The organism is Stenotrophomonas sp. AR029, assembly GCF_047520695.2.
Classification (GTDB): domain Bacteria; phylum Pseudomonadota; class Gammaproteobacteria; order Xanthomonadales; family Xanthomonadaceae; genus Stenotrophomonas; species Stenotrophomonas sepilia.
In genome coordinates, this window is sequence record NZ_JAXBQQ020000001.1 from 1,039,071 (window position 1) to 1,061,656 (window position 22,586).

Annotated in this window: 20 protein-coding genes; 10 read left to right on the plus strand and 10 right to left on the minus strand. The window is 68.2% G+C overall.

Going from position 1 to position 22,586, the window contains the following annotated elements; translation table 11 throughout:
- Window positions 1–403: 403 nt before the first annotated feature.
- The 4 genes from ACM0PB_RS04920 to sppA all read left to right on the plus strand — a co-directional run bounded on the left by ACM0PB_RS04920 (window position 404) and on the right by sppA (window position 5,591).
- Window positions 404–1,408, plus strand: a complete 1,005-nt coding sequence (locus tag ACM0PB_RS04920; RefSeq protein ID WP_065178803.1) for a hypothetical protein — start codon at window positions 404–406, stop codon at window positions 1,406–1,408.
- Window positions 1,401–1,982 carry a DUF3106 domain-containing protein gene (locus ACM0PB_RS04925; protein WP_032954564.1) on the plus strand — a complete coding sequence of 194 codons (582 nt, stop codon included), beginning with the start codon at window positions 1,401–1,403 and terminating at the stop codon, window positions 1,980–1,982. Before ACM0PB_RS04920 ends, ACM0PB_RS04925 begins: the two co-directional genes overlap by 8 nt.
- Window positions 1,983–2,188: 206 nt before the next feature.
- Window positions 2,189–3,553 carry an MATE family efflux transporter gene (locus ACM0PB_RS04930; protein WP_005419642.1) on the plus strand — a complete coding sequence of 455 codons (1,365 nt, stop codon included), beginning with the start codon at window positions 2,189–2,191 and terminating at the stop codon, window positions 3,551–3,553.
- A 115-nt stretch (window positions 3,554–3,668) separates the two neighbouring features.
- Window positions 3,669–5,591: a signal peptide peptidase SppA gene (gene sppA, locus ACM0PB_RS04935; protein ID WP_171956146.1), complete on the plus strand. Its 1,923-nt coding sequence runs from the start codon at window positions 3,669–3,671 to the stop codon at window positions 5,589–5,591.
- Window positions 5,592–5,689: 98 nt separating this feature from the next.
- Here the strand turns inward: sppA and ACM0PB_RS04940 are convergent, their stop codons facing one another.
- Window positions 5,690–5,902: a hypothetical protein gene (locus ACM0PB_RS04940; protein ID WP_065178801.1), complete on the minus strand. Its 213-nt coding sequence runs from the start codon at window positions 5,900–5,902 to the stop codon at window positions 5,690–5,692.
- A gap of 112 nt (window positions 5,903–6,014) precedes the next feature.
- Between ACM0PB_RS04940 and ACM0PB_RS04945 the strand changes: the two genes are divergently transcribed.
- Window positions 6,015–6,791: an SDR family oxidoreductase gene (locus ACM0PB_RS04945; RefSeq protein WP_005419635.1), complete on the plus strand. Its 777-nt coding sequence runs from the start codon at window positions 6,015–6,017 to the stop codon at window positions 6,789–6,791.
- A gap of 93 nt (window positions 6,792–6,884) precedes the next feature.
- Here the strand turns inward: ACM0PB_RS04945 and ACM0PB_RS04950 are convergent, their stop codons facing one another.
- From ACM0PB_RS04950 to ACM0PB_RS04990, 9 genes are all read right to left on the minus strand, one after another.
- Complete coding sequence (locus ACM0PB_RS04950; protein ID WP_414604570.1) at window positions 6,885–7,595, minus strand: hypothetical protein; 711 nt, start codon at window positions 7,593–7,595, stop codon at window positions 6,885–6,887.
- Between the two features lie 34 nt (window positions 7,596–7,629).
- A complete protein-coding gene (locus ACM0PB_RS04955; RefSeq protein ID WP_065186322.1) occupies window positions 7,630–8,319 on the minus strand; it encodes a hypothetical protein in 690 nt (229 codons plus the stop codon).
- 43 nt (window positions 8,320–8,362) lie between these two features.
- A complete protein-coding gene (tsaC, locus tag ACM0PB_RS04960; RefSeq protein ID WP_081275815.1) occupies window positions 8,363–8,953 on the minus strand; it encodes an L-threonylcarbamoyladenylate synthase type 1 TsaC in 591 nt (196 codons plus the stop codon).
- 131 nt (window positions 8,954–9,084) lie between these two features.
- Entirely contained in the window at window positions 9,085–11,568 is a 2,484-nt protein-coding gene (locus ACM0PB_RS04965; protein ID WP_005419627.1) for a DNA topoisomerase I, read from the minus strand.
- A 193-nt stretch (window positions 11,569–11,761) separates the two neighbouring features.
- Entirely contained in the window at window positions 11,762–12,691 is a 930-nt protein-coding gene (locus tag ACM0PB_RS04970) for an RDD family protein (protein WP_065178799.1), read from the minus strand.
- 49 nt (window positions 12,692–12,740) lie between these two features.
- Window positions 12,741–13,499, minus strand: a complete 759-nt coding sequence (locus tag ACM0PB_RS04975) for a pilin (RefSeq protein WP_005419623.1) — start codon at window positions 13,497–13,499, stop codon at window positions 12,741–12,743.
- Window positions 13,500–13,538: 39 nt separating this feature from the next.
- Window positions 13,539–14,012, minus strand: coding sequence for a DUF494 family protein (locus tag ACM0PB_RS04980; protein ID WP_005419622.1), 474 nt, complete (start codon window positions 14,010–14,012; stop codon window positions 13,539–13,541).
- A 43-nt stretch (window positions 14,013–14,055) separates the two neighbouring features.
- Window positions 14,056–15,183: a DNA-processing protein DprA gene (dprA, locus tag ACM0PB_RS04985; protein ID WP_065186323.1), complete on the minus strand. Its 1,128-nt coding sequence runs from the start codon at window positions 15,181–15,183 to the stop codon at window positions 14,056–14,058.
- A 110-nt stretch (window positions 15,184–15,293) separates the two neighbouring features.
- Window positions 15,294–16,424, minus strand: coding sequence for a LysM peptidoglycan-binding domain-containing protein (locus tag ACM0PB_RS04990; RefSeq protein ID WP_414604569.1), 1,131 nt, complete (start codon window positions 16,422–16,424; stop codon window positions 15,294–15,296).
- Between the two features lie 126 nt (window positions 16,425–16,550).
- On the opposite strand from ACM0PB_RS04990, the gene def reads away from it, so the two are divergent.
- The 5 genes from def to ACM0PB_RS05015 all read left to right on the plus strand — a co-directional run bounded on the left by def (window position 16,551) and on the right by ACM0PB_RS05015 (window position 22,583).
- Window positions 16,551–17,063, plus strand: coding sequence for a peptide deformylase (def, locus tag ACM0PB_RS04995; protein WP_005419619.1), 513 nt, complete (start codon window positions 16,551–16,553; stop codon window positions 17,061–17,063).
- Between the two features lie 120 nt (window positions 17,064–17,183).
- Window positions 17,184–18,107: a methionyl-tRNA formyltransferase gene (gene fmt / locus ACM0PB_RS05000; protein WP_053496981.1), complete on the plus strand. Its 924-nt coding sequence runs from the start codon at window positions 17,184–17,186 to the stop codon at window positions 18,105–18,107.
- A gap of 3 nt (window positions 18,108–18,110) precedes the next feature.
- On the plus strand, window positions 18,111–19,442 hold the full coding sequence (gene rsmB / locus ACM0PB_RS05005) for a 16S rRNA (cytosine(967)-C(5))-methyltransferase RsmB (protein WP_065196856.1): 1,332 nt from the start codon (window positions 18,111–18,113) through the stop codon (window positions 19,440–19,442).
- 22 nt (window positions 19,443–19,464) lie between these two features.
- Entirely contained in the window at window positions 19,465–21,174 is a 1,710-nt protein-coding gene (locus ACM0PB_RS05010; RefSeq protein ID WP_414604783.1) for an ArnT family glycosyltransferase, read from the plus strand.
- Between the two features lie 152 nt (window positions 21,175–21,326).
- Window positions 21,327–22,583 (plus strand): O-antigen ligase family protein, encoded by a 1,257-nt coding sequence (locus ACM0PB_RS05015; RefSeq protein WP_005419601.1) that lies wholly within the window; start codon window positions 21,327–21,329, stop codon window positions 22,581–22,583.
- The last annotated feature ends 3 nt before the right edge of the window (window positions 22,584–22,586 follow it).

Below are 22,586 nucleotides of genomic sequence, written 5' to 3' on the forward strand. Positions count from 1 at the left end.
TAACGGGCCATGCACGCGCGAATGGCAGGGGGCAGACGTGCCCGGGCGACGACCGTTGAATCATAAATGTCACCTAAATATCGGTGTCCATTGGAGATTCAGTCTTATCCACATGTTCTGTGGATAACGTTGTGCGTTACCGGTCGACGGGAACGCAGGAGGCCGATGGCGACGAGCTCACCCTTGGGTTGGTCAAAAAATCGCCACACTTGAAAGGCGTTCAAAATCAACAACTTGAGTGTGAAACATTGCTGAAACAGAGTGAATTCAGCGGCATGCCGCAATTTCCCGCGCGGGGAGCGTGGTGCTGTGCACAACCTGCAGCACGAAGTGCCTGTGGGCGCAAGTCCTACGGGTGCCGATGGGCTGCCGCTATCATGCCGGCAGACCTTTGGAGTGACCGATGACGGCTGTGCCCGCCCCTGTTTCCTCGACCGCGGCCGGCGCGCTGTCGGCGTTCCTGCGTGGCGTCGAACGCCGCGCCCTGGTGGTGGCTGAACTGCAGTGCGGCGATGCCGCCCGTGCCGAGCAGACCCTGGTGGCAGTGATGCGCGCGTTTGCGGCGGTCGCCAGCGACCTGCCGATGGCGCAATGGCCGACCCGCTTCTGGACCCTGCTGGGCCAGCGCCAGGCGCTGCGCGAGCCGGCGGGCGGGCAGTGGGCGCCGTCGTTGGCCGCGTTGGGCGCGATGCCGCCACTTCCACGACTGGCGCTGCTGCTGCGGGTGGGCGGCAGCCTGGACGAGGGCATCGCCATGCGCGTGCTCGACCAGGACGAGGCCGGATACCAGCACCTGCTGGCTGACGCGTGCCCGCGGGATGCCCATGGCCAGCCAGACGCCGCAGCCTGGCGCCAGCTGGCCGAGCAGGTGCAGGCGCGTATCCGTGAACTGCCGGCCACGCGCCTGCAGCAGCTCCAGCAGCCGGCCGCACCCGCCGCCCACAATGAAGCACCGGCCTCCAGCTGGCGCGCACCGCAGCGGGACGAGCGTGCGGCCGCCAACGGCAAGCGCCGCCGCGCGAATGCCAGGCCGCGCTGGCGCGGTCCGCTGATCCTGCTGGTGACCGTGGCGGTACTGCTGGCCGCCGCGCTGGGGTGGCGCCACCTGCAGGGACATTCGTTCGGGAGCGATGCACCCTTGCCGGAGGGCGTGGTGGGCGAAGCCGGTCCGGTGACCGTGGAAGCCCTGCCACCGAGCAAGGTGGACGCCATACCGGACGCGGGCCAGGCGCAAGCCAATGATGACGCAGCGATGCTGGCAGATCGCGACTACCCGCTGGTCGCCGATGCCGACCTGTACGCGTGGACTGCCGCGGGCGGCCCGCTGCCGGTGGATGAATCGCAAGCCAAGCCGAGCCGGCCGGAGCCTGCCAGTGCCACGCTGGAAACGGCTGCCGCCGATGAATAAGTCCGTGCTCGCCAGCCTGCTGCTGGCCCTGCCGCTGTCGCTGTCCGCCGCACCGCAGCCGTTGAGCGTGCCGTTGCCGCCACCGGTTCCGGGCAGTTCGCCGGCTACGCCGGCGTCGGCCGCTGCAACAGCACCTGCCGAATTCGCTCAGCTGGATACGCAGCAGCAGCGACAGCGCCGTGCCGACTACGCCGCCTGGCGCGCATTGCCGGAAGCAGAGCGCGAGCGCATCCGTCAGGCGGCTGCGCGCTTCAATTCGCTGCCGGCCGATCAACAGCAGCGCATGCGGCAGCAATTCCAGGCGCAGGATCAGGCGTTCCGCGCCGGATGGCGGCTGGGCCCGCAGCTGGGCCTTGAATTCCCCAAGCTGCACGGACTGTTCGGATTCGTGCCACCGGAGCAACGCGAGACCGCGCTGGCCGTGCTGCGCCAGCTCAACCCGGCGCAGCTGGCCCAGCTGGCCCTGGTCGCGCAGCGCACGCCGCCGCAGGAACGCGACACGGTACGCAGCGCCTTCCTCGCCGTGCCCGCCGCCGAGCGCGACAGCTGGCTAAAGCGCCAGGCCGGCCAGTAGAAAAGGGGACGGAGGGGATTAAGTCGTATCAGGCCAGTCAGTGCCGAATGCGACTTAATCCCCTCCGTCCCCTTTTTGCTTGGGGCGGCTGAAACCCAGCATTCACGCCATGTCATGGGAATGCAGGCGCCGCCCGCGTAAGATGGGCGCCCGCAACCCGGTGCCTGTGCCCTTCGCGCGCAACCGCAGTTCGCGTCAAGCACCTTATGTCTACTGCAACCTCCACGCCGCGCTTCAGCAAGGAAGTCGGCGCCACCGGTCTGCTCGCCCTGCCGCTCGTGCTGGGCCATGTGTCCACCGGTCTGATCTCCTTCGTCGACAACGTGATTGCCGGCCACCACGCTACGGCGACCCTTGCCGCAGTCACCATCGGTACGGCGTTGTTGTGGCTGCCAATGCTGATTCCGATCGGCACCCTGATCTCCCTCACCGCTTCGGTGTCGCAGCTGCACGGCGCCGGCCGCGAGCGCGAGATCGGCCCGCTGTTCCGCCAGGCACTGTGGCTGGCGCTGGGGCTGGGGCTGATCATGTTCACCTTCCTCACCGTGGTGCCGCCGCTGCTGCCGGCCTTCGGCATCGCGCCGGACATCGTGCCGGGGGCGACTGCGTTCCTGCATGCGGTGCGCTGGGGTGGCCCGGCGCTGACCCTGTACTTCTGCATGCGTTATCTCAGCGAGGGCATGCACTGGACGCTGCCGACCATGCTGCTCGGCTTCGGTGGCCTGCTGGTGCTGGCGCCGATGGGCTACGTGCTGGCCAATGGCAAGCTCGGCTTCCCGGAGTTGGGGGCCGAGGGCCTGGGCATCGCTTCGGCGGTGATGATGTGGCTGCAGGCGACCGCATTCGCCCTGTATCTGTGGCGGACCAAGCGCTTTGCCCATCTGCAGCTGTTCTCCCACTTCGAGGGACCGCGCTGGAAGGCGATCTGGGAGCTGCTGCGCACCGGCCTGCCGATCGGCATCACCGTGCTGATGGAAGGCGGCCTGTTCATCGTCACCGCCTTGCTGATCGGCCGCCTGGGTGCCAATGAAGCGGCGGCACACCAGATCGCGATCAACGTCGCGCAGCTGTGCTTCATGATCCCGATGGGCGTGGCCGAGGCCACCACCGTGCGCGTCGGCCATGCGGTCGGCCGTGGTGACGGCTTCGGCGTACGGCGTGCGGCGTGGGCCGGTTACGCGATCATCATGGGCACGCAGACGTTGTCAGCGGCGGTGCTGCTGTTCGGCCACGATGCCATCGTCGGTGTGTACACCAACGACCTGGCAGTGGCCGGCCTGGCCTCGACCCTGCTGCTGTACGCGGCCACCTTCCAGTTCCCGGACGGCATCCAGGTGCTGTCGGCGGGTGCGCTGCGCGGCCTCAAGGACACCCGCGTGCCGATGTTCATCGCCATGTTCGCGTACTGGGGCCTGGGCATGCCGCTCGGCGCCGGGCTCGGCCTGGGGCTGGGCATGGGCCCGCAGGGCATGTGGATCGGCCTGATCGTCGGCCTGACCGCCGCTGCCATCCTGATGGGCTGGCGCCTGCGCCGCAGCAGCCAGCGCATCGGGCAGTCCGCGCTGTCCTGATCGTCCTGCCCGCCATGCCGACCCATGGCGGGCGATCCCCTGACTTGTGTCCGATGCCGCATCGCGCGGCACCGGCTATGCTGGTACCACGGCAAGAAGCCATCCGGAGCGTTCCATGAATCAACCCGTGCCCCCGCTGCCCCCGGCGCGTCGCAACCCCGTCGCCAGTTTCTTCATCGGGCTGTGGGACGTCATGAACTTCACCCGCCGGTTGATCCTCAACCTGGTGTTCTTCGGCCTGCTGTTCCTGCTGCTGGTGATGTTCGTCATCGCCGCCGGCATGGGTGCCGGTGCCAGCAAGTCGCTGCAGGACCGCACGACGCTCGTGATCGCGCCGGAAGGCCGCCTGGTCGAGCAGTTCAGTGCCGATCCGGTCAGCCGCGCACTGGCCAAGGCCGTGGGTGACAACGGTGCCGAAGAGATCCAGCTGCGCGACCTGCTGCGGGTGATCGAGTCGGCCAAGGAAGACAAGAAGATCGAGCGCGTGGTGCTGGAGCTGGACAAGCTGCAGCCGTCGGGCTTCGCCTCGCTGCGTGAAGTCGCCGCCGCGCTGCAGGACCTGCGCGCTTCCGGCAAGCAGCTGGTGGCCTACAGCGAGAGCATGGGCCAGTCGCAGTACCTGCTGGCTGCACAGGCCGACGAGGTCTACCTGGACCCGATGGGTTCGGTCGTGCTCGAAGGCCTCGGCCGCTACCGCCAGTACTTCCGCACCGGCCTGCAGGACAAGCTGGGCGTGGACGTGCACCTGTTCAAGGTGGGCGAGTACAAGTCCGCGGCCGAACCGTACGTGCTTGACGCCGCGTCGCCGGCCTCCAAGGAAGCCGACCTGTTCTGGATGAACGATGTGTGGCAGCGCTACCTGGGCGACATCGCCAAGGCGCGCCGCCTGGATCCGGCACAGCTGGCTGCCGGCATCGACACGCTGCCGGAAGGCATTGCCGCCGCCGGTGGCGACCTGGCCAAGTTCGCGCTGCAGCAGAAGCTGGTGACCGCGCTGAAGACCCGCGAGGAATTCGAGGATCTGATGATCGAGCGCGGCGTGGCCGACGAAGACGCCGACGGTGGTTTCCGCAACGTCGACTTCGGCCGTTACCTGGCCCTGCTCGACGCCCGCCGCAACCCGGTGGACTCGCGTCCGCAGGTGGCCGTGGTGGTGGCTGCCGGCGAGATCAGCGGTGGCGACCTGCCGGCCGGCCGCATCGGCGGCGAGTCGACCTCAGCGCTGTTGCGCGCCGCGCGCGACGACGACAACGTGAAGGCCGTGGTGCTGCGCGTCGATTCGCCGGGCGGTGAGGTGTTCGCCTCCGAGCAGATCCGCCGTGAAGTGGTGGCGCTGCAGGCCGCTGGCAAGCCGGTGGTGGTGTCGATGGGCGACCTGGCTGCCTCCGGTGGCTACTGGATCAGCATGAATGCCGATCGCATCTACGCCGATCCGTCGACCATCACTGGTTCGATCGGCATCTTCGGCATGGTACCGAACTTCAGCCGCGCGCTGGACAAGATCGGCGTGCACACTGACGGTGTCGGCACCACCCGTTTTGCGGGTGCATTCGATGTCACCCGCCCGATGGATCCGGCCGTGGGACAGGTCATCCAGTCGGTGATCAACAAAGGCTACGCCGACTTCACCGGTCGCGTCGCCGACGCGCGCAAGAAGCCGGTCGAGGCCGTGGACGAGGTGGCCCGCGGCCGCGTGTGGAGCGGTGCACAGGCCAAGGAACGCGGCCTGGTCGATGCCTTCGGTGGCCTGAGGGATGCGGTGGCCGATGCGGCCAGCCGCGCCAAGCTGGGCAAGTCCGATGCCTATCGCGTGCGCTACATCGAGAAGGCAGCCACGCCGTTCGCGCAGTTCGTCAGCGGTTTCGCCGGCAGTCGTGCCGGTGCCTGGATGCTGTCCGATTCGGGCATGGCGCGGATGATGCTGGCACGCACGATGCCGGAAGTGGACACGCAGCTGCGCTTCGTCGAGAACGCGGCCCGCGAAAAGGGCAACGGCGCACCGGTGAAGGCGCTGGCGTACTGCTTCTGCGGGTTCTGACCGGCAACGCTATCGAATGAAAACGCCCGGCTCAGGCCGGGCGTTTTCGTTCATGGGGTCGGATCCCTTGGCTTCGCAAAGGGCTCTGACCCCACCGGTCATTGCGCCGCGTCGGCCTCGGCCTTGCGCTCACGCGCGGCAGCCTCATCGACGGTTTTCTGCACGTCCTTGGCGCGGTCCAGCGGCTCGTTGATCGCACGCGACATCGCTCGTGGCACCGGTGGCTTCTCCGGGTTCGGCGTGGGCGGACGCTGGCAGGCCGCCAGCAGCAGGCTGGCCAGCAGCGACGTGGACAGGATCAGGATGCGCATGGCGGCTCTCCGCGGTGGGCGTATGGGCAAGTGTCGCATCCCCGGCCGAGCGCCGCCGTGAGCGCGTATCCTTGCGGCATCGAAACACAGCGGGCGCGGCCCCGGAGGACACATGACCCAGCAACGGTGGCGCCTGGACGGCCAGACTGCCCTGATTACGGGCGCCAGCGCCGGCATCGGCCTGGCCATCGCGCACGAACTGGCCGGCCTCGGTGCCGACCTGATGATCGTGGGCCGTGACATCGATATGCTGGAGACGGCGCGCGACGAACTGCTGGACGTGTATCCGCAGCACCAGGTGCACGCGCTGGCTGCCGATGTCTCCGATGACGAGGACCGCCGGCAGATCCTGGACTGGGTGGAAGACCACAGCGATGGCCTGCACATCCTGGTCAACAACGCCGGTGGCAACGTCACCAAGGCGGCCACGGAGTATTCCGAGGACGAATGGCGCAAGATCTTCGAGACCAACCTGTTCTCGGCCTTCGAGCTGTCGCGCTACGCGCATCCGCTGTTGGCGCGGCATGCGTCGTCGTCCATCGTCAACGTCGGCAGCGTGTCCGGCCTGACCCACGTGCGCAGTGGCGTGGTCTATGGCATGACCAAGGCCGCGATGCACCAGATGACGCGCAACCTGGCCGTCGAGTGGGCGGAGGATGGCATCCGGGTCAACGCGGTGGCGCCCTGGTACATCCGCACGCGGCGCACGTCCGGTCCATTGTCGGACCCGGACTACTACGAGGAAGTGGTCAACCGCACGCCGATGCGCCGCATCGGTGAACCGGAGGAAGTGGCCGCAGCCGTGGGCTTCCTGTGCCTGCCGGCGGCCAGCTATGTCACCGGCGAATGCATCGCAGTGGATGGCGGTTTCCTGCGCTACGGGTTCTGATCATGCGGTGGTAGTGCCGGCCGCTGGCCGGCAACCACGGGATCTTCAGGTGATTGCAGTTGCCGGCCGGCGGCCGGCACTACCGCATGGCAGTCACCCCGGTACCGGGCAGTTGCTGGCCTCCAGCACGCCCTGCAACCGTTCGCGTTCCCCGCGGGCCTTGTCGCGGTTCTCCGGCGAGGCGAACCGCTCGCGGCCACGTGCGTCGCGGAAGCGTTGCTGCCAGCTGCTGCAGCGCTGCGCTTCCGGCAGTTCCTCGCAGCGGTCGCGCACCACTTCGCAGCCTGCAGCATTGACCGGTGTGGCGCCGCCCAGGCCCTGCACGGTCATCGGTTCGCAGCGGCCGGGGGCAGCTTCGTATTCGTGCAGGTAGCCACCGCCCTGGCTGTCGGTGCACTGGAAGATGGGCGGCAGCGGCGGCTTCGGCGGCGCATTGCTGTCCGGCGCGGCATCAGCCTGGCGTGGCAGCGATGCACTGTCGAGTATCAGATCGCCGCCTTCGCGTTCGACCATGCCGGCTTCCATGATCGTGCGTCCTTCGCCGGGGCGGCGGGGGCTGGGCGCGGAAGCCGGCGGCATACCCGCCGCCGCCGGTTCGGGTGGCGACGGCACAGGGGTCGGCGTGGGCGACGCACTGGCAGCGGCCGGAATCCGCACCACCTGCTGCTTGCTGCCGGCAGGGCAGGGCGTACGTTGCAGGGTGGGCACATCGCTGTTGCTGGAAGTGCAGCGGTAGATCACCCCGTCGTCGGCCACTGCGTTGCCGGCGAACAGGCCCAGGGCCAGCCAGATCAGGTTCTTCATGCGCACAGCGTACATGCCACGGCAGGTGCTGCGCTCAGCGGTCGCAGTCCCGCGACAGGCGTGCGTCGATGCCACGCTGTTCGTTGCTGATGGCAGTACGCTCGCTCTGCAGCGCACTGTTGTAGCGGCGGTCCAGTTCCCAGCGGCGGTCGCGCAGGCGCGCGCAGACTTCCTGCGGCGGCAGCGCATGGCAGCTGTCGCGGACCAGCACGCTGCCGGCCGGAACCTGCACACCGACACCCACCGCGGGCGGCCGGTAGCCGGTTCCTTCACCGATGGGGGGGCCGACCGGCGTGCCGAAGGCCGGGCGTGGGCCGGGATGGACCGGGCCGTGGTGCCCGTGCGGAAGCCAGACGCTGGTCCACAACGGTACCCAGCGCGGATTGCCCTCGTTGTTGTCGCTGGTATAGCGGCGACCGTCGTCGCTCACGCATTCGTACAACGGCTGTGGCGGCTGGATGTAGACGTGGCGGACTTCGCGATCGCGCATCACCGGAACCTCGTCGGGAGGCGCGGGCGTCGCATCGCTGCGCACCACCCGTGGCGTCGGGTCGCGCGGGCGCTGCAGGTCGCGCACTTCCTGCCGGCCGCTGCTGCAGGGCCTGTCCTGCAGGGCCACGGCGCCATTGCTGGCGACGCAGCGATAGACGCGCACGTCCTCTGCGGCCGGTGCGGTCCATGGCAGCAGCAGGCACAGGCCCAAGGCGGTGCGCAGCAGGTTCATGGCGGCAGGGTGCGTGATTGTGCGTGGCAGTGCAATCGTCCGCTCAGGAGCGCAGCACGTTGCCGCTGAGCGCGTCGCGGATCGGGGTCGGTTGGGCCAGGCCACCGGTCTCGCCATCGAGCAGGCCATCGAGCAGGCGCAGCAGGCGCGGATCCAGCTCGGCGCGACTGCGTGCCGGCGGTTCACCTGCCAGGTTGGCGCTGGTGGAGACCAGCGGCCCGCCCCAGGCGCGGCACAGGGCGGCGACCAGTGGGTGGGCGCTGATGCGTACGGCGATGCCGCTGTGTTCACCGGTGACCCACGGTTGGGCGCGCGGACCGGCCGGCAGGATCCAGGTGTTGGCGCCCGGCCAGCTGGCCAGAACCGCACGCTGGCGGGCGTCGGGCAGCGCCTGCAGGCGGACCCAGCCCTCCAGCTGCGACAGTTCGGCGGCGACCAGGATCATGCCCTTCTCGATCGGGCGCTGTTTCAGCCGCAGCACCGCGTGCACCGCGGCTTCATGTGACGGATCGCAGCCCAGGCCCCAGACCGCTTCGGTCGGATAGGCGATCACGCCACCGGCGCGGAGCGTGGCGACAGCAGAGTTCAGGGTGAGTTCTTTCATGACGGCGACCGGCCCGGCGTGGGCCTCCATTATCCCCCCGCTGCGTGCAGAAGGGGTGGAACGCGCCCGCTCGGTAGTGCCGGCCGCTGGCCGGCATCCGAGGCTTCCAGGTGTTGCCGGCCAGCGACCGGCACTACCCCTCATCCGCGCATGGCGTGGATCTACTTCTTTGCAGCGGTCTTCTTGACGGCCTTCTTCGCCGGTGCCTTCTTTGCGGCAGCTTTCTTCACAGCCTTCTTGGCCGGCGCTTTCTTGGCCGCGGCCTTCTTCGGCGCTGCTTCCTTCTTCACCGCAGCCTTCTTGGCCGGTGCCTTCTTCGCAGCGGCCTTCTTGGCGCCGAAGCCCTTGCGCACCGGCTTGCCGGTTTCTTCCATCAGCTGCTGCACTTCAGCCAGGGTCAGCGATGACGGCTCGCGATCCTTGGGGATCTTGCCGTTCATCCTGCCATCGCTGATGTACGGGCCGAAGCGGCCGTTCAGCACCTGGATGTCGCTGCCCTCGAACTCCTTGATGATCCGGTTACGCGCGATCTCTTCCTTCTCTTCGATCAGGAATACGGCGCGGGCCAGGTCGATGGTGTACGGGTCGTCTTCCTTCTTCAGTGAGGCGTAGGTGCTGCCGCGCTTGGCGAACGGGCCGAAGCGGCCGATGCCGACGCTGACCGGCTCACCATTGTCCTCGCCCAGCGCGCGCGGCATCAGGAACAGTTCCAGCGCGTCTTCCAACGAGATGGTGTGCATCGACTGGCCGGGGCGCAACGAGGCGAACTTCGGCTTTTCCTCGGCGTCCTCGGCGGTGCTGCCGATGGCGGCATACGGCCCGAAACGACCCAGCCGCACGCTGACCGGCTTGCCGGTCTTGGGGTCGGTGCCGAGCTCGCGCGCGCCACTGGCCTCGGCGCGGTCGACCGATTCCTTCTTGTCTTCGACCAGTTCCTTGAACGGCTCCCAGAAACGGGCCATCAGCGGGATCCATTCTTCCTCACCGCGCGAGACGGCATCGAGCTCGTCCTCAAGCCTGGCGGTGAAGTCGTAATCCACGTACTGGGTGAAGTGGCTGGACAGGAACTTGGACACCGCGCGGCCCACGTCGGACGGGCGGAAGCTGCGGCCTTCCATTTCCACATACTTGCGGAACAGCAGGGTCTGGATGATCGAAGCGTAGGTCGAGGGACGGCCGATGCCGTACTCTTCCAGCGCCTTCACCAGCGCCGCTTCGGTGTAGCGCGGCGGTGGCTGGGTGAAATGCTGTTCGGCCAGGATGCGTTCCAGCGGGATGCGGTCGCCCGGCTTCATCGCGGGCAGCTTGCGGCCCTCATCTTCGTCCTCGGCGCTCTTGTTGTCCTTGCCTTCCTCGTACACGGCCAGGAAGCCGGGCACGACCACGGTGGTGCCGCTGGCGCGGAACACGTGTTCGCTGCCGGCCGACAGGTCGACGCTGACGGTGTTGAGCGTGGCCGGGATCATCTGGCAGGCCACCGCACGCTTCCAGATCAGCTCGTACAGGCGCCGCTCGTCGTCGGTCAGGAAGCGGGCGACCTGCGACGGCGTGCGCAGGGCCGAGGTCGGGCGCACCGCTTCGTGCGCTTCCTGGGCGTTCTTCGACTTGGTCTGGTAGGTGTTGGGCTGGTCCGGCAGCGAGGCGATGCCGTAGTCGCGGGCGATCACGTCGCGGATTTCCGCCAGCGCGTCCTGCGACAGGTTCACCGAGTCGGTACGCATGTACGAAATCAGGCCGACGGTGCCTTCGTCGCCGATGGCCACGCCCTCATACAGCTTCTGCGCCACCTGCATGGTCTTGCGGGTGGTGAAGCCGAGCTTGCGCGAGGCTTCCTGCTGCAGGGTGGAGGTGGTGAACGGCGGCGCCGGGCGGCGCTTGCGCTCCTTGCTGGCCACGTCGGTGACGTGCAGCGAACCCTGCGCGGCCTGCTGGATGCGCATGCGCGCCGCTTCAGCGGTGTCGCCATCGGTGACGGTGAACTGCTCGAACTTCTGCCCGTCCAGCTTGACCAGCTTGGCATTGAAGTGCTGGGACGGGTGCGCGCACTCGGCAGCGATCGACCAGTACTCGCGGGCGATGAAGGCTTCGATCTCTTCCTCGCGCTCGACGATCATGCGCAGCGCCGGGCTCTGCACGCGGCCGGCGGACAGGCCGCGCTGCACCTTGCGCCACAGCACCGGCGACAGGTTGAAGCCGACCAGGTAGTCCAGCGCGCGGCGGGCCTGCTGGGCGTCGACGAGGTCGCTGGCGATCGCGCGCGGCTGGCTGATCGCTTCCTTGATGGCGCGCGGGGTGATCTCGGTGAACACCACGCGCTGCATCGGCTTGTCCTTGACCAGCCCGCGTTCCTTCAGGATCTCGGCGATATGCCAGCTGATCGCTTCACCCTCGCGATCCGGGTCGGTTGCCAGCAGGATGTCGTCGGCGCCCTTGGCGGCCTTGGCGATCGCATCGACATGCTTTTCGTTCTTGTCGATCACGTCGTAGTGCATGGCGAACCCGTTGTCCGGGTCGACCGCGCCTTCCTTCGGAATCAGGTCACGCACATGCCCATACGAGGCCAGGACGGTGTAGTCCTTGCCGAGGTATTTGTTGATCGTCTTGGCCTTGGCCGGCGATTCGACGATGAGCAGGTGCTTGGGCATGGCAGCAGTGTCTGTGGGGCGAGCCGCAGGGAAGGGGCCGCTAGGGTGGAGCAAACGGCCGCATTAGTGAAGCGGCCACGGACAAATCAATACGCTGAACGCCCGGTAGTGTGCCGGGCGTTCAGGTTTCACCTTATTAGAGGAATCACGCCCGGCCAGCCCCTGTCAAGCAGCCAGACGTGAGGATGGCCGTTCATGAGGCCATCTTGGCGATGAAGCCGACCGCAGCCACCAGCAGCACCAGGCCCGCCACCGTCAGCAGGCCGGTCAGTACCAGGATCACGATGGTGACCGTACCCAGCTCATGGCGCTGCAGCTGCGGCTGGTCGGTGTAGGCCCAGCGGTCGACCACCAGGGTGTCGCAGATCATGTCGTGCAGGCCCTGCTTGCGCTCGGTGAAGGCGGCCATCAGGAAGCCGATCCCCAGGGTGAAGCTGCTCAGCAGCATGGCCCAGTAGCGACCGAAGGCGCGGCCACGGGTCAGGCGGTCACCATTGCTGCGCACGACCTTGATGCCGACCGCCATCTTGCCCAGCGTGGCGCCGCCCTGGGAGGAATGGAACCAGGTGTAGTAGGCCACGCCGATGACCATGTTGATCAGCGCGCTGGCCAGCTGCGCGACGATTTCGATGGAGGTCTCGCCACTGCCCACCGCGCCCATGCTGGCGCCAAGCACCACGCCGATGATGGCGCCGATGATGCCGCCCGGCACGGCCAGCACGAAGTAGTCGATCATGTAGGCCGCGACGCGCTTCCAGAAGCCGGCGTAGACCACCTCGCCGCCGATCACCGGCCGCGCGCCACCGGCAGCGGCGGCGGCCGGTGCGTTGTAGGGTGAGCTGCTGAGCGCGCCCGTGCCAGGCAGCGGCGCAGTGCCGTTGTCGATGGCGGCGTAGTCGCTGCGCAGGTCGAAGCCGCCACTGGCAGTGGCGGTGCTGGCGTCGGCCAGCGTCTGCAGGCCCAGTTCATCGACCACCTGGCGCAGTGCAGCCCACTGGGCCATGCCTTCGCGCCAGACCAGGGTGTCCAGGTTCAGTTCGCCGCGCTGGAAGCGCTGGCGGATCTCCTGGACCGACAGCGGGCCCTGGCGTTGCTGTCCTACGGCGTAGTACCACTCAGTCATTGCATGTTCCCTGTTGGATCGTCCTTGGAGGTGCTGCCGTGCGCGTGGCTCAGCCGCGGCACGACGGCGGCAGGTACTTGTCGTCGCTTTCACCGCTGCATTCCCAGCGGCCGCTGTCGCGATCATATTCCAGCCACAGCAGGTCGCCATCGAGGCTCTTGCCGGGCACGGCCAGCGTTGCTTCGATGCCACAGTGGCCGTTGTTGAAGCGGCCGATGTTCACCGCCGACAGGCCGGCCTGGCTGAAGTCCCCCGGGGCCGGGAAACCGGCATCGTTGGCGCCGGGGCAGCGGCCTTCATCGTCGGCGAAGTGCTGCACCTGCTGTTTCAGCGGCTGCAGGGCATTGACCGCGGTCGCGATCCTGGCACGCACGGTGTAGTCCTTGTACGCGGGCAGGGCGATCGCCGCGAGGATGGCCATGATCGGCACCAGTACCAGCAGCAGGCCGCCGCCGATGATTGCGGTCAGGGCGCAACCGGAGAGCTTCTTCTTCGGCGGCGGCAGGACCCCGGCTGCCGCCTGGGTGGCATAGGGCGTGGACGGCGGCAGCACCGGCGGCTGCGGCGGAGGCGGCGCGACCGGTTCGGGTTCGGGTTCGGGTTGCTGGGCCGGCGCAGCAACGTCCAGCGCCGGCACGATCAGGCCCAGCTCGTCGACAACGGTGCGCAAGGGCTGCCATTGCGGCAGGCCGTCGCGCCAGACCAGGGTGTCCAGGGAGATCTGGTTGTTTCGGAACAACTCGACCAACTGTTCCGCCGGCAGCGGGCCTTGCTGCCGGTTGCCTTCTGCATGGAACCACTCGCTCACGGGGACGCTCCTGAATGCGCTATGCCCCCAAGTGTACGGTCAGTGAAGGGGTTCTGGCTCGTCCATGAACATCTGCGTCTCCATCCAGGCATAGGCCGCTTCGGAGCCGGGCTGGTTGAACAGCACCATCAGCACGACCCATTTCAGGTCGTCCAGGTCCAGTTCGTCCTGGTCCAGGGCCATCGCCCGGTCCAGCACCAGCTCGCGCTGGTCGGCGTCGAGGATGCCGTGCTGTTCCAGGTACAGCAGGAAGCCGCGGCATTCCACATCCAGCTTGTCCAGCTCGGGGCCATGGTAGATGCGCACGGGGCCATCGACCCGCGCCTGGGCCACGCTCGGCCGCTGCGCGGCCAGGGCATCGAGCCAGTCGAACGCCTTGTTGATCTCGGTGGGGCTGAAACCGGCCTGGATCAGGCCGTTCTGCAGCGAATCGCGGTCACGGATCAGGTCCGCATCTTCGCTGAAATAGTGTTCAAACAGGTACAGCAGTACATCCAGGATGCTCTCTTTCATTGCCCCTCGGCCTGCGTCGCGCGACGCTGTGGAGGTGAAGAAACTAGGGAGTTCGACAGTAGCGGCCGTGTACGCACACCACGATTCCCGCCAGTTCCATGGCCAGCAGCATGGAGGACACCTGGGGCGCCGTCAATCCACAGCGCGTGATCAGTGAATCCATACCGCTTGGGTTGTGGTCCAGGGCTCGCCACAAGCACTGGTAGTCAGGGTCGTCGGCCCAGCGCGCCGGCAGGAGGGCCGGCAGTGCCTGTTCAGTGGGGGTGGACAGCCGCGATTGCAAGCCCGGCAGCTGCAGGCGAAGGGCAGGGGCGAGCAGTTCCAGAACCTCCTCGGGGCGCTCGACCAGCGCCGCGCCCTCGCGGATCAGGCGGTGGCAGCCCGCCGCGCGCGGGTTGAGCACCGATCCGGGCAGGGCACAGACCTCGCGGCCTGCCTCGGCGGCCAGGCGCGCGGTGATCAGCGCGCCCGAACGCTGCGCGGCCTCGACCACCACGGTGGCCAGCGCCAGCCCGGCTACCAGCCGGTTGCGCGCGGGGAAGTGGCCTGGGCGGGCCGCCGTACCCGGCAGGTACTCACTGAGCACCACGCCCTCGGCGGCGATGCGCGCCTGCAGCCGGGCGTGGCTGTCCGGATAGGCGCGGTCAGGGCCCGTGCCGATCACCGCCACGGTGCAGCCACCGGCCTCCAGCGTGGCCTGGTGCGCAGCGGCATCGATGCCTGCGGCCAGGCCGCTGGTCACCGCCAGGCCCGCCTCGACGAAACAGCCGGCAAAACGCGCGGCCAGTGCGCGCCCGCCCGGGGTGGGGGAACGGCTGCCGACCAGCGCCACCGACGGGCGCCAGGCCAGGCTGGGGTCTCCGGCGACGAACAGCGCCAGCGGCGGGTTGGGCACCTCCAGCAACGAGGGTGGAAAGGCCGGATCGGTGCAGGGCAGCAGGTGATGGTTGTCCTGTTCCAGCCAGCGCAGGGCGGATGCACACGCCCGGGCGTCGGGACGTTCCAGCGCGGCGCATTGCTCCGGCGTGCAGCCGTGCGCGCGCCAGTTCGCCGGGCCTTGCGCGATGGCGGCTTGCGCACCGCCCGCGGCCTGCAGCAGGGCCCGTCGTGGCGCCAGTGCGCCTCCCGCCATCAACAGGCGCAGCAGCGCCTCATATGCATGCGTGGTCATCCCCCACTATCGGCCGCACACAACAAAGGCGCCCTAGGGCGCCTTCGCACGTGATCGTCAGGTTTTCCCGCAGACGCCTGCCGGGCAGCGGCCGGCACGCCCGGCAACGGTTACTTCGCGTCCGGGTGCAGCGCGTTGTAACCGACCTGCACCGGCTTCACGCCCTGCATCACCAGCGCGTAGCTGACGTTGTCGAAGGTACGGAACACCATCGCGTGTGCGGCATACTCATCCGGCAGCGAGACCCGGCCCGCGCCGGTGCTGAGCGAGTCGTCCATGCGCGAGGAGTTCGGGTACTTCATGCGGTGCGCCACATGGCGGCCCGGGCGCCACAGCGAGAACACGGTGCCGTTGTCCACGCCCTGGGCACGGCCGGCCGAGATCGCGATCACGTCGCGCGGGCCACCGGCATTGAACATGTCGGTGACGGCCAGCACGCGCACGTCCACACCCTCGACACCGGCAGCGGGTACATGAGGGATGAACTGCAGGTCGTACGGCTTGGCTTCGACCGGCACCAGGCGGTCACCGGCGCGCACTTCGCGGCCGCCGTCGTTCTTGTCCAGCACCAGCGTGGAGGCCTCGACCTTGCCGCCGGCAATCTGGGTGATGGTGCCGGTAGCGACCTGGGCCAGCTCGTAGCCGAGCACGCCACGGCGGGCGTTGGGCGCGTTGTAGGCCTTCCACAGGTTGCCGCTGCCCGGGGTCACGTCGCCATTGGCGGTCAGGTCTTCGGTCGGCTTGGGCTGGGCGTACCGTACGGTCGGGCGTACCACGGCCCAGCGCTGGCCCACCTGGGCATCGGCCAGGCGCACGTAGACGGTGTCACCGCCGGACACGCGCAGGCGGCTGTCCTCCAGGCCGACCACGTAGGGCAGCTGCTTGATGCTGTCGACAACGCTCAACTGCTTCAGGAACGGCTCGACCTGGGCCAGCGGAATGGCGTCGATCGGGGCCTCCTGGCGCGGGCCGGCCTGGGACACGGTCACCCGGTCCAGGTAGGCAAGGCTCAGCACGTCACCTGGATAGATCAGGTGCGGGTTGGCGATCTGCGGATTGGCTTGCCAGATCTCCGGCCACAGCCAAGGCTTCTGCATGAAACGTGCGGCGATATCCCACAACGTATCCCCTTTTCGGACCACATAGGTGTCCGGGTGCCCGCCATTCACTTCCACGGCGGTAGCATAGGCAGCCACGGTCAGCATCGCCGCGGCGACGACCGTACGAAAACGAAGCAACATAGGTGTGAAGCCCTGATTCCCCAACAGGTCCACGCACTATAGTCCAGAAACCGGGGCGCAAGGCAAGCGTTGGAGCTAGAATCTGCGACGTATGCCGGCGTGCCGGCCCCCTATCCGGAAACAGCCATGGCCCTTCTCCCCATTCTCGAGTTCCCCGATCCGCGCCTGCGTACCAAGGCTGCGTTGATCGACGCCGCCGAAGTCACCACGCCGGCCTTCCAGGAACTGATCGACAACATGTTCCAGACCATGTACGACGCCCCGGGCATCGGCCTGGCGGCCACCCAGGTGGACGTGCACAAGCGCTTCATGGTCATCGATGTCAGTGAAGAAAAGAATGAACCGCATGTGTTCATCAACCCGGAAATCGTCGCCAGGGACGGGGGCCGGGTGTACCAGGAGGGCTGCCTGTCGGTCCCGGGCATCTTCGCCGACGTCACCCGCGCCGACACCATCACCGTGAAGTACCTGGACCGCAACGGCCAGGAACAGCAGCTGGAGGCGGGTGAAGTACTGGCCACCTGCATCCAGCACGAGATGGACCACCTGGACGGCAAGCTGTTCATCGACTACCTGTCGCCGCTCAAGCGCGAGATGGTCCGCAAGAAGCTGGCCAAGCAGCGCAAGCACGTGGCGTGATCGCCCATCCGGGCCGCCCTTCGGGTGGCCCGTGCCTGCGCGACGCGCGCGGGCTGCACGGCGCCGGCCGACGGCGCCGTTTTGTTTCCTGCACGAATCCATCCTGCAAGTGGGGTAGCCATGAGGATTGTCTTTGCCGGTACGCCGGAATTCGCGGTGTCGTCGCTGCGCGCCGCGGCGCGCCACCACGAGGTCGTGGCCGTCTATACCCAGCCTGACCGGCCGGCCGGCCGTGGCCGTGGCCTGGCACCGTCGCCGGTCAAGCTCGAGGCCGTGGCCCGTGGCATTCCGGTCTACCAGCCTGAATCACTGAAGGACGAGGCTGCACAGCAGCAGCTGCGCGACCTGCAGCCGGACCTGATGGTGGTGGTGGCCTACGGCCTGATCCTGCCCAAGGCGGTACTGGCGATCCCGACCCACGGCTGCTGGAACGTGCATGCCTCGCTGCTGCCACGCTGGCGCGGGGCGGCGCCGATCCAGCGCGCGATCCAGGCCGGTGACGCAAAGACCGGTGTGTGCCTGATGCAGATGGAAGCGGGCCTGGATACCGGCCCGGTGCTGCTGCACCAGGAACTGCCGATCGCTGCCACCGATACCGGTGGCCAGCTGCATGACAAGCTGGCCGAGCTGGGTGCACAGGTCCTGTCCGACGGCCTGGGCCTGCTGCGGGCCGGCATCAAGCCGATCGCGCGGCCGCAGCCGGAGCAGGGCGTGACCTATGCGCACAAGCTGGACAAGGCCGAAGCCCGTCTGGACTGGGCGCAGGGCGCCGATGTGCTGGCGCGTACCGTGCGTGCCTTCAATCCGTGGCCGATCGCCGAAGCGACGCTGGCTGGCGAACGCGTGCGCATCCATGGCGCGGTGGCGCTGGAGGAGGCCCACGGCCAAGCGCCGGGCACGGTGCTGGCGGCCAGCCGCGATGGCATCGACATCGCCTGCGGCCAGGGCGCACTGCGCTTGCGTACGCTGCAGCGCGAAGGCGGCAAGGCGATCACCGCCGCCGACTACCTCAACGCCCGCCGTGATCTGCGCGTGGGAGCATAAGCGGTGTCGAAGCAGAACGATTTCTCCGTGGCCAAGGCGGCGCCGGGCGCGGCCACCCGCATGCTGGCCGCACGTGTGCTGGCACAGGTGTTCACCCGTGGCCGTTCATTGAAGGCCGAACTGGCCTGGGCGCTGCCGAAGCTGGCCGACAGCCGCGATCGTGCCTTGCTGGAAGCGCTGTGCTTTGCGGTGCTGCGTCGCCGCAGTACCTATGACGCTGCCTTGCAGTCGTGGATGCAGAAGCCGCTGTCGGCGCGCGACGCCGATCTGCGCACCCTGTTGATGGTGGGCTTCGCCCAGCTGGACGTTCTGGAACTGCCGGCGCATGCGGCGCTGTCGGCCACGGTCGATGCCGCGCGTGCGCTGGGCCGTGAGCGCCAGGCCGGCCTGGTCAATGCGATCCTGCGCCGCGCGCAGCGCGAAGGTTTCCCGGAGCAGCCGGCGCGCGATGCCTTCCCGGAATGGCTGGCCGATGCGGTGGAACGCGATTGGCCGGCACAGGCCGACGCGATCTTCAGCGCCAGCCTGCAACCGGCACCGTTGTGGCTGCGTGCCAACCGCCAGCACGGCGGCCGTGACAAGGCACTGGCGGCACTGGCCGAGGCGGGCATTGCCGCCGAACCCAGCGCGCTCTGCGCCGATGCACTGCGCCTGGCGGCCCCCGTTGCGGTGAACCAGCTGCCGGGTTTTGCCGACGGTGCACTGTCGGTACAGGACCTGTCGGCGCAATGCGCAGCCGACGCGCTGGCGCCCGCGACCGGCGCCCGCGTGCTGGACGCCTGTGCGGCACCCGGTGGCAAGTCGGCGCACCTGCTGGAACGTGACCCCAGTCTGCGCCTGCTGGCGCTCGATATCGATGCGCGTCGACTCGCGCGCGCCCGCGATACCTACACCCGCACCGGTGTGGGTGAGGGCGCGCAGACCCGGGTGGCCGATGCCAGCGATCCCGGGGCCTGGTGGGATGGCACGCCGTTCGACGCCATCCTGCTGGATGCCCCGTGCTCGGCCACCGGCGTGATCCGCCGCCAGCCGGACGTGATGTTCCACCGCCGCGCCGAGGACATCGATGCGCTGGTCGGCGTGCAGGCCCGCCTGCTGGAGGCCTGCTGGTCGATGCTGCGCCCGGGAGGCGTGCTGCTGTACGCCACCTGTTCGATCCTGCGCGCCGAGAACGTCGATCAGGTGCGAGCCTTCCTGAAGTGGCATCCGGACGCAGCGGCACAGCCTCTGGATGACACATTCGGCCTCGATTGCGAGGGGATTGCGCGCCAGCGCCTGCCGGGTGACAACGATGCTGACGGTTTCTTTTACGCGCGTCTGCTAAAAACAGCCTGACCCCGCTGACGTTCCGAGTCCCATGCTGAAATCCCGCGCGTCGCGCGAGACGTGGTTGTTCGTGGTGATGGCCCTGCTGGTGCTGGGGGCCGGGCTGGGCCTTCGTGATCCGTGGCCGTCGGACGAACCGCGCTTCGCGCTGGTGGCCAAGCAGATGTTCGACAGCGGGCAGTGGCTGTTCCCGCATCGCGGCACCGAGCTGTACTCGGACAAGCCGCCGATGCTGATGTGGTGGCAGGCCACGCTGTACGGCCTGGTCGGGCAGTGGCGCGTGGCTTTCCTGCTGCCGTCGCTGCTGGCGGCCCTGGGCACGCTGTGGTGCGTGGTCGACCTGGGGCGACGCCTGTGGACGCGGCGGGTGGGGCTGTACGCCGGCTGGGCGCTGCTGTTCGCGCTGCAGTTCACCTTCCAGGCGAAGAAGGCGCAGATCGACCCACTGCTGCTGCTGTTCATCACCCTGGCCAACTACGGCCTGCTGCGCCACCTTTTGCTGGGACCAAGCTGGCGCTGGTGGTGGCTGGGCTGGTTCTTTGCTGGCATCGGCGTGATCACCAAGGGCGTGGGGATGCTGGCGCTGCTGATGCTCGTGCCTGCGGCCATCGCCGCGGCGTTGCAGTGGCCACGGGTGGGACTGCATGCGCGCGACGCGCGTTTCTGGCTGGCGCCGCTGGCCTTCCTGCTGGCGGTGTCGTTGTGGCTGGCGCCGATGCTGCTGGCCGGCTTTGCCACCGGCTCGGACGAGTACCTGGCCTACATGGACGACATCCTGTTCCAGCAGACGGCGCGGCGCTACGCCCATTCCTGGGACCATCACCAGCCCGCCTGGTACTTCCTGGTGACGATGCCGCTGATGTGGATCCCGGCGTTCCTGGCCCTGCCCTGGGCGATTCCGGCGTGGCGCCGCCGGCTGCGCCGCCGCGACCCGCGCTACCTGCTGCCGCTGGCCTGGTGGCTGATGGTGGTGCTGTTCTTCTCGATTCCCGCCGGCAAGCGCGATGTGTACATCCTGCCGGCACTGCCGATGTTCTGCCTGGTGCTGGCGCCGCTGTTGCCTGGATTGCTGAGGCGGCGCGATGTGCAGGCCGTGGTGGGGGTGTTCACCGGCCTGCTGTCACTGGGCCTGGCCCTGGCCGGTGCGATGGCGGTGCTGGGCGAGCCGGCCTTCGAGCTGCGCCTGACCCACAGCCGCGGGCTGGCGCCCGGCGCCGTCGACGCACTGGCCTGGACGATCCTGGCGATGGGCGTGTGGGGCGGAGTGAGCCTGCTGGCCTGCGGCCGTCGCCGGCATCTGGCGCTGGTATCGACCCTGGCGATGGTCTGGGTGCTGTACAGCCTGGTCGGCTATCCGCTGCTGAACGATTCCAGTTCCGCCCGCGGCCTGATGCGCACGGTTGGTGACCGTCTGGGACCGGATGCCGAATTGGGGCTGGTGGCCTGGAAGGAGCAGCATCTGCTGTTGGCCGACCGCCCCGCAGCGACCTTCGGTTTCGAGACGGACTGGGACGAGCAGCTGATTGCGGCCACGCGCTGGCAGCGGCTGGCGCCCGGACGCCGCTGGTTGCTGGTGCACGAATACGCGATGCTGTCGTGCGTCGACCGCAACCGTTCTGAACTGGCCGGCGTGGCCAACCGGCGGCGCTGGTGGCTGGTGCCGGCAGCAGCGGTGAAGGTGCCCTGCGTGGTCACTGCAGAGGAGCGCGAACGTGAACGGCGTTTGCAGGAACATGACTAGCCACCACGATTCCAGCTTGTCCAGTCTGCCCAAGCGGGCCCAAAGGCAGTAAAACAGCAGGCTGGGACGGCCTCCGTTGATCCTTCCCGTTCTTCCCGCAGATTGCAGCGATACTTCCCGACGTGCCAGCTTCACCGGACAACCTGAACCCCATGGCCGACGACCCGCTGGGCGTTCCCGCCGGTGGGCGCCATGGGGCCGCGCATGCGCTGGCCCAGCTGGGCCTGTTCTGCCTGCCGGCACTGGTGCTGACCGTGCCGATCAACCTGCTGCCGTATGGCCTGCTGCTGCTGCTCAGCACGCTGCTGGCGCCGGAGCTGCTGTGGCGCGCGCGCGGCATGGCCGGTCAGCCGGTGAAAGTGCTGGCCTGGCTGATGCTGGCGGTGCTGGCGCTCGGCGTACTGTCGGTGGTGTTGTTCGAGCAGGGCCTGCGTGACGTCGACAACCGCTCGCGATTCGTGGTGATCCCGTGGATCGCGCTCTGGGTCTGCGCGCTGCGTCCCAACCTGCGGTGGCTCTGGTACGGATCATTGACCGGCCTGCTCGCCACCTTCGCGATGTCGCTGTGGCAGGTGCTGGGTGGCGCCCCGCGCGCAGAGTTGTTCACCAACGCCATCGTGCTGGCCGACATCGTGATGGTGTTGATGGTGCTGCTGGTGTTCTGTCGCCCGTCGCGGCGCTGGTCGCTGGTAATCCTCGGCACGGCCGCCGGCTGCGGCACCATCGTGCTGACCGGCAGCCGCGGCGTGTTCGCCGCCCTGCTGGCGCTTCTGGTGGTGCTGGCACTGAGCCTGCGCTGGCGCACCGGTGCGGCGCGCCTGTCGGTGCTGGCCGGCATGCTGGCGATCGGCGCGACCCTGTTGCTGTCGGTGCCGGAGCTGCGTCACCAGGTGCGCCTGAGCGAGCTGCACAGTGACGTGCAGCGGATGGAACTGGGCGACAGTGATTCTTCCGCCGGTGCCCGCGTGGAACGCCTGCAGGTGGCTTGGGAGACCTTCCTCGATCACCCGCTGGTGGGTGTTGGCATCGGTCATTTCGACAGTGCGATGCTGCGCGTGCCGGTCTGTCGGGAGAATCCGGAAGAGTTGCGTTGCCACCTGGGGCATGCACACAACGATGTTGCCGAATGGGCAGCGACCCAGGGCGTACCGGGCCTGCTGCTGTTGCTGGCGGTGTATGGCATCCCGCTGTGGTTGTTCGTGCGCCTGCATCGCCGTAGTGGTCGGTCAACCTTCCGTGGGCCGGCCGCAGCCGGCATCATGCTGGTGATCACCTACGCGTTGTGCGGACTGACCCAGTCGATGTTCGCGCACCAGATGACCGCCAGCTTCTACGTGACCCTGGTCGGCCTGCTGACCGGCCTGTCGATCGTCGAAGGCGCGCGCTACCGGGCAGCCACCGGGGCGTGAGGC